Annotated in this window: 7 protein-coding genes and 1 pseudogene; 3 read left to right on the top strand and 5 right to left on the bottom strand. The window is 59.5% G+C overall.

What is annotated here, in order from left to right; all coding sequences use genetic code 11:
* A partial coding sequence (locus tag AUL36_RS22785) for a recombinase family protein (RefSeq protein ID WP_192843900.1) occupies positions 1 to 345 on the bottom strand: 345 nt, incomplete at its 3' end.
* 344 nt (positions 346 to 689) lie between these two features.
* On the opposite strand from AUL36_RS22785, the gene AUL36_RS22790 reads away from it, so the two are divergent.
* Both AUL36_RS22790 and AUL36_RS22795 read left to right on the top strand, forming a co-directional pair.
* Entirely contained in the window at positions 690 to 977 is a 288-nt protein-coding gene (locus AUL36_RS22790) for an AbrB/MazE/SpoVT family DNA-binding domain-containing protein (RefSeq protein WP_062224541.1), read from the top strand.
* An 8-nt stretch (positions 978 to 985) separates the two neighbouring features.
* Entirely contained in the window at positions 986 to 1366 is a 381-nt protein-coding gene (locus tag AUL36_RS22795) for a PIN domain-containing protein (protein WP_244497205.1), read from the top strand.
* Positions 1367 to 1589: 223 nt separating this feature from the next.
* On the opposite strand, the gene AUL36_RS22800 is transcribed toward AUL36_RS22795, so the two are convergent.
* From AUL36_RS22800 to AUL36_RS22815, 4 genes and pseudogenes are all read right to left on the bottom strand, one after another.
* Positions 1590 to 2627, bottom strand: a complete 1038-nt coding sequence (locus tag AUL36_RS22800) for a helix-turn-helix domain-containing protein (protein WP_082656036.1) — start codon at positions 2625 to 2627, stop codon at positions 1590 to 1592.
* A 351-nt stretch (positions 2628 to 2978) separates the two neighbouring features.
* Positions 2979 to 3368, bottom strand: a complete 390-nt coding sequence (locus AUL36_RS22805) for a nuclear transport factor 2 family protein (protein WP_202814782.1) — start codon at positions 3366 to 3368, stop codon at positions 2979 to 2981.
* A gap of 207 nt (positions 3369 to 3575) precedes the next feature.
* A complete protein-coding gene (locus tag AUL36_RS22810; protein ID WP_156418548.1) occupies positions 3576 to 4190 on the bottom strand; it encodes a hypothetical protein in 615 nt (204 codons plus the stop codon).
* Between the two features lie 1000 nt (positions 4191 to 5190).
* Positions 5191 to 6032 (bottom strand): annotated as a pseudogene (locus tag AUL36_RS22815) (IS3 family transposase); the annotation flags it as partial.
* A gap of 505 nt (positions 6033 to 6537) precedes the next feature.
* Between AUL36_RS22815 and AUL36_RS24090 the strand changes: the two are divergent.
* Positions 6538 to 6874 (top strand): hypothetical protein (locus AUL36_RS24090; RefSeq protein ID WP_192843901.1); only part of this gene is annotated, 337 nt, incomplete at its 3' end.

Consider the following 6874-nt stretch of genomic DNA (forward strand, 5'->3'; position numbering starts at 1 on the left):
GCTCATCGTCATCCGGCCCGTCGAGCTGGTAAGGTCGACGCCGCCCAGCGCCAGGCAGTGAACCTTCACGCCCATCTCGGCCAACGTCTCGACCGTCGTGCGCACATCCATCGCGTTGCGGCCAAGACGGTCCATCTTGGTGACGACGAGAACGTCCCCTTCCTCCATCCGGTCCAGAAGACGCGTGAAGCCCTCCCGCTCCTTGGTGGCGACCGAACCGGAGACGGTTTCCGAGACGACGCGGCGGGCATGGACGTCGAAGCCGGCGGCCTTGATCTCACCGATCTGGTTTTCGGTGGTCTGGCCGTGGGTGGAGACGCGGACATAGGCGAAAGTGCGGGACATCGAGCCTCGAAAACGGCCTTATACGTCGCAATCTTATAGGACATGCCCGATACGTCGGATAGCTGGTTTCTGATCAGGCTTGGCGGAGACTGTCCTTAAACGATCAGTTTTGAACGTGTCCCGTTTGACGGAATGGCCCCCTTGGCGCGGATTATGGCGATCTTTCAAGTTTGGACATTTTGCGTCACATGACACTGGATGTTCGATCTTGGCCTCGTTCTGCTAATTCAGCATATCTGGCGGCGTTATAACCCTTTCGACCGCATGTTTCATTGATTGAAAGGGCGATCTCATTTTCATATAAATGGCATTATCTCTCTATGAGACGCATTTTGGAGTATGAGATGGTCGTCTACGAATTGCCACTCCAGGATAACGGCCGCGTCGTCTTGCCGGCAGCCCTCAGAAAGGCGCTCGGGCTTACGAAGGGAGATAAGGTCTTAGTTGAAGCGGAGGGCGATCAGGTCACTCTGACCACGGCACGGCTTCGACGCAAGCGAGCCCAGGAGATTGCCAAAAAATACGCTCAGCCCGGCGTCAGTATCGTGGAGGAATTTCTGCAAGAGAAACGAGCGGAGGCGGCGCGTGAAAACGAACAGACCGCACACTCGAGCGAGGTGTCTGGTTCGTGACGGCTTGCGTGATCGATACCTCGGCTATCCTCGCCTATGCCTTTGCCGAAAAAGGCGCGACAAAGGTCGAGCGATGGATCGATGAGGGAGCAGCTGTTTCCGCTTTGACGGTCCAAGAAGCGATCTCGAAGCTCTGCCAAACCGGCATGAGTGTGGAGGAAGCTGAGCAGCTTGTTCAGGCCCTTGGCCTCGTCGTTCAGCCTCTCGATTTCGATCTCGCCGTGCGAGCAGGCGGCATGTTCGCCCTCGCCAAGCCTTTCGGTTTGAGCCATGGTGATCGGGCCTGTTTGGCGCTCGGGCAAAAGCTTGCAGTCCCTGTGGTGACCGCTGACAAAGCGTGGTCGAAGGTCGCCCGCGATCTCGGACTGCGTATCGAACAGTTCAGATGACCAATAAGGCGAGGGTTAAGATTTCGCGAAGTTCGTGTCTCGAAAGATGGCACTCCGGCACCTTGGCAGAATGTGCCCTCGGCCATAGGCTCATTCCTGCGGACGTGTTCGCAGTTCACTGAGATGGGACGGCGGCATTTGGCGGCCCGATTGCGTGGTTTTAAATCCTCGTTTCCGGCCGGATCTCCGCTTATACGAACCCCAACCGCAAGGCGAGCTTAGGTCAGATCGCGACGCGGTTCGACGGACGTCGGTGCGTTGTGCTTCGGGGCAGACATACATCTGGGTCCGAGACTCGCACCCGACGATGCTCTTCGCTACGGATTCCTCGGAACCGGTCGCGCCACTCTCTCGGTGTGCAACCGTATCTCTTGCGAAAGGCCCGGTTGAAGCTGCTCACCTGGTCGAAGCCGACCGACTGGGCGATCTCGCGGATCAGCCTGTTGTCCTGAATGTCCCGCAGGGCGATGGCGACCTGCTCGATGCGCAGATTGATGATGCAGGCCGAGATACCGTCTTCGCCCGCGAAGGCGCGATACAGTGTTGAGCGTGAGGTCCGGGCTAGGGCGGCAACGCGTGTGACGTCGAGATCGGGCTCGCGGTAGCGCTGCCGGATGATCCAAAGCGCGTCGGCGCGCAGACGCGACAGTTGCGCTTCCTCGCTGACCGATACGATGCTGGTTTGGTTGAGGAGGGAAACGATCGTCCGCGTCAGCGCCTCTCCCGCAGCCACACCCGCGTCCTGGCTCATGTCAGGCAAATGCTTCAGTAAGACCGCGACGTGTCTCACCAGCGGATCGGCATCCTTGCGCGATAGCACGAGACCGTGCAGCCCGTCGATCCGAGGAAGATGGCGTTCGATTTCGCGGCGCTCGAAGAGCGCAATCGCGTTATGCGCATTGGTCGATACATGCTCGAACGGCGCGCCGAAATCCATCACGAGGACGCTGCCAGCCCCGCCTCGATAAGGTCCGGTCTCAGTTTGCCCGCTGTAGCGGCCTGCCAGACAGACGGAGATGGCCACGGGAGCAAGACCATCCGAGCGGATCATATGATCGGTTCGGCTCGCGGTCTGCGCTGACAGATGCACGTCGCTAAGGCTGAGGCTCGTCAAGTCGAATGTGCGGGAGCGCGCCGAGAAGCCCCCCTCGGTCAGCGTGGTCTGCATCAACCCACCCAGGCACGGGAGAGCCTGTCTTCGCCATGCTTCGTATCGCTCGTCGGGTGGGAGCGTGCCGGTGTTGAACTCGTCGAACCGCATGGAACTCGCGAACCTTCTAGGCTGTCAGGCAAGGCGGTCACCGGGCGGGCCCTTGTGACGCGGGATGCCTGTGGGCGCAGGATCAACAGAGAGGCAGGCGCTGGAGCGGGGGGCGCCTGTCGGCATGAGAAGAAGTCTCGCTTGCGCGCGAGCCTTGCTTTCCTTCGAGATATTCGCGCGACGATCCATACCGCGCTCGATTGGAGCGTCCGGGAACAGCGCGGGATGGACCGCTCAGGCGGCCGAAGCTGGCAGTTGCCGAGCCGCACGAGAGCCACGAATGGCAGAAGGACGCCCGCCACAGGCCCGGCGCCACACGCCGAAAACTCTCGCCGTCGCCGCGCGTTTACGTCAGGGCTGCAACGCGCGCTGCACCAGCACCGTATCGACATACTGCACGAACCGGACGATCCGGCCGCCCTTCACCGTCCAGGCATGAACGAAGGGGGCGCGGAAGCTCTTGCCGGTCGCTTTGTAGGTTCCGCTGTAATGGCCGAGCGCGATCACCTCCTCGCCCTGGCTGACATAGCGATCCGGCACGGCCTGATAGCCCTCCCATTCCGTCGCCAGCCGGATGAAGACGCCGTCCACGATGGCCTGCGGTCCGTGAAACGTGCCGGCATAGGGATAGCCCTCCGCCTCCGTCCATTCGATGTCGGGCGCCATGCCGGCCAGCACGGCCGGCAGGTCGGCGGGGGCGAAGCCGGCATAAAGGCGCTGGATCGTGTCGAGAGGGCTCACGGAGCATTCCTTTCCTTCGCTGACGATGGTCCTCGTTTCCGCGGACCTCATCAGGAAAGGCGTTCGATCGGACCCCAAGATCTGTTCGATGACGACGAACACAGCACTTCCACAGGCCGTAAGTTACATCGAGGGTTTGCAGGCCCACAAAAAGCGGACGGCATGAGATCAAGACAACGATTACGCAGTAGAAACGGTTCAGCGAGATCACTTCTCGCAATTCGACCAAACTATCTCCCAATGAGAGCCATCGCCCATTTCAATGCGTTTCAGCTTCATCATTTCCTCTGCCGACTTGCTGTTCGCCCGTGCCCAGACATCACCGCCGCGTATCAATATGAGCTGGATGCCGGGTCTCGCTTCGAAAACGCGCTTGATCTGCTCGTCTAGCGGACAATCCCTCGCCAGACAGTTCGTCCACTCCTCGGCAGATACCGGTTGAACCTTGATCTTATCGAAGCTTTTATTGGTGAATATCTCATGCCCGCCTTCGAATGCGGCGAGTCCCTGACGCGCCTGCCCGCCCCTATGCGTGCCAATCCGGGCGCGGCGTCCGTATTCGACAGGGGCTCCGCTGGTTTTCCATGAAGGACGGCCAGGATTCCATCTCTCTACTGTCTCGCGATACATCTCGTAGTTTGAGACAATGCATTGGCGGAGTTGCTGGCTATACTTCAATACCATTTCATCCGTCTCTCCAAAGATATATCCTTGCTTTCTTTTTCTGGGATCGGCTTCGGTTTTATAAGATTTTTTAAATTTATCTTGTATATACAGTTTCTGAGCCAACAACCTTCCGCGCCATCCGATATGAACCGGCATGTCATTCCCCTCCTGAATTGATCCAAGTGCTCGATCTGCACTTGCCGCGCGCCTTTGGAACTGGCCAATCCCGTTGGGGCGCAGCTTCGGTGCGAGATATGAGCCAACGAAATCCGATTTTGCCGATCTCGTAGGAAAGGCGTTCGCTCGAACGGCCAGGTCTGTTCGATGCCAACGAACACCCAACGCTTCGAATGGTCTTGGCGGGACGGCCATGCAGAGATCCGGCCGCCCGCACGGACCACATGCCGACCGGCCGCGACCAGCGGCGTGACATGACCGGGGAGCGGGATGTTCGCCATCGTGGCCGCGCAATCCCCTCATCGTTATCGCCGACATGGCGCTCTGCCGTAGCTTGGTGGCCGTCCCATTCCCTCGCCAGACGGGTGCCCCCATCTTCAACGAGCGCCTGCAATTCATGGAACACGCGGGCATAGGGATAAAAGTCCGCCTGCGTCCACGTGATATCGGACCGCATGTCAGCGAGAACGCCGGCAATGCCGTCTTAAGAACCCTTGCTGACGGCGAGATGGCGCATGGGCCCCGTCCCTTCCTGGCTGACTCTTCCTCGCTTTGGTGACGCTCGCAGGAGCGGTGTTCGTCCCGGAGAGCCTCGTGAGGTTGCAGCGATCATCGGGGCACGCCCGGCTGCCGACGAGGGAGTCGCCAATCGGACAAACTGCATCTCATATGCTCGAAAATTGACATGAAATGTCCGGACATCGGGGTATATGGCCGGTCGCTTTCACGCTTCACTCTTGTGAAGCGCCCTGTCTGATAGTCCTCCGATCCGGTGACGCTCATGAGCCTCGCATCCTTGCTCACGGTTGATCGCCGTCAACGCACTTCGATCCGCAGCGGGTCCGCAGCGGAGAGGGTCGAGGCCTGGAATTCCATCGTGCGTGTCAGCGGACGCGCCGAGATCGACCCGGCGCTCGCTGATGGGTTCACCGCGGACTTGCGAATCTGGCCTGCCCCAATTAGGTGGCCCTGTTCAAGTCTAATGGATGGTGGGCTTGTCGGCGACGTTTGAGGTGGCCGGCGAAGCGGATTGGGGTGGCGCAGCCGGCCATGGCACGGCGGCTAGAGCGATTGGACGGTGACCCAGGCTCGAGTGTGGACGCTTGGTGTTGTAGTGCCGGCGCCAGCTCTCGATGATGATGCGAGCCTCGGCGAGGCTGTAGAAGATCTCGCCGTTCAGGAGCTCGTCCTGGAGCTCCAAGTTGAAGCTCTCGCAGTAACCGTCCGCCCAAGGCGAGCCCGGTTCGATGAACGCAGTGCTGGCTCCGACCGCGGCGATCCACTCGGCCCCGCCTTGGCGATGAACTCCGGGCCATTGTCGGAGCGGATGTGTCCTGGCACGCCGCGTAGGATGAAGAGGTCCGACAGAACATCGATGACGTCCGTAGACCGCAGCCTCCGGTCGATCCGGATGGCCAAGCACTCCCGAGTAAACTCGTCGATGACGTCGGCGAGAAACGCTCAGCGTTTGTCGCCAGGCATGCGGAACTTCCGCCCGTTGTAGGTTCGGTCCTCCACGAAGTCATAGGACCACACGTGGTCGGGACGCTCTGGTCGAAGCCGAATGCAGGAGCCGTCGCTCAGCCAAAGCCGCCCGCGCTTCGGCTGCTTGGCCGGCACCTTCAGGCCTTCCCGGCGCCAGATGCGCTCCACCCGCTTTACGTTGACGAGCCAGCCGGCATCCCGCAGCAAGGCTGCGATCCGACCATAGCCATAGCGTCCATACTGCGTCGCCAGCTCGATGATGTCGGCCGTCAACGCCGCATCGTCAGCTCGCCTCTTCGGCACCTTGCGCTGCGTCGATCGGTGCTGCCCCAAAAGATGGGACAGCCGGTCCACCTGTTCCACAAGAAGGACATCGCCGGGTTCGCGGTCAAACAGACGGCGGAGGAGCTCGGGGCGACCGAGCTTCGCGCCGCTCCCGTTGCCGCGAGCCACGATCCACAGGCCCCGCTCGGCCGCAAAGGCGCTCAGCACGCCTCGGGCGCGCGGTGCGTCCTGCTGCAAGGTCGTTGCAAGGAGGTAGGCCCGCGCGAACATCGTTGATCCATTTCGAATGGTCTCTTTGACGTCAGTTCTTTTGACGCGGCCAAAGCCCACTTGAAAGAGCGGTCTCAAGCCGGTCTTCGAAAGTCATACGCAAAATGTACCCGGACCGCACTGTCCTTAGCCCGCGTTCGATCGGCGTCAAAAGGTTCAACCAAGGGTTTTGTTGAATCATCTTGTTCGTTGAAACGGGATGGCTGTGATGACGACACTCTCAGACGCAATACGAAGTTTTCGGCAAAACCAAGAGAGGTTCCTCGTGAAAGGGGAGGATGGAAAGATGAGAATTTCCATCACCAAAATATATGAGGAAGGCGGATTTCAAAGGAAACTGCACGTCAGATCGATCGGAAACTTCGCCTCACCTGTCCCAAAGGTCCAGGAAGACAAGTCGAAGCTATCCGGTACCCTGTCCCTTGCCGATTTGAACAACCATCGAACGGCTAATGGTCTGAAGACAACGCTTTCTGAAATCGACTTCCATGCATTGATCAAAAAAACCGGGGGAAGTTTCCAAAACTTCGAGACAGATCCGACGATGAATTATCGGCGTAATCTATATCTATGGGACATGAGCGAGATCGTCACTCCTGAAGCGTCGAAGACAGAAACTTCCT

The sequence above is a fragment of the Aureimonas sp. D3 genome (genome assembly GCF_001463805.1).
Classification (GTDB): Bacteria; Pseudomonadota; Alphaproteobacteria; order Rhizobiales; family Rhizobiaceae; genus Aureimonas; species Aureimonas ureilytica_A.

Bases quoted from the DNA above. Each gene is read 5' to 3' on its own strand.
- AUL36_RS22800 (WP_082656036.1), bottom strand. From the start codon at position 2,627: ATGCGGTTCGACGAGTTCAACACCGGCACGCTCCCACCCGACGAGCGA.
- AUL36_RS22810 (WP_156418548.1), bottom strand. From the start codon at position 4,190: ATGCCGGTTCATATCGGATGGCGCGGAAGGTTGTTGGCTCAGAAACTG.
- AUL36_RS22790 (WP_062224541.1), top strand. From the start codon at position 690: ATGGTCGTCTACGAATTGCCACTCCAGGATAACGGCCGCGTCGTCTTG.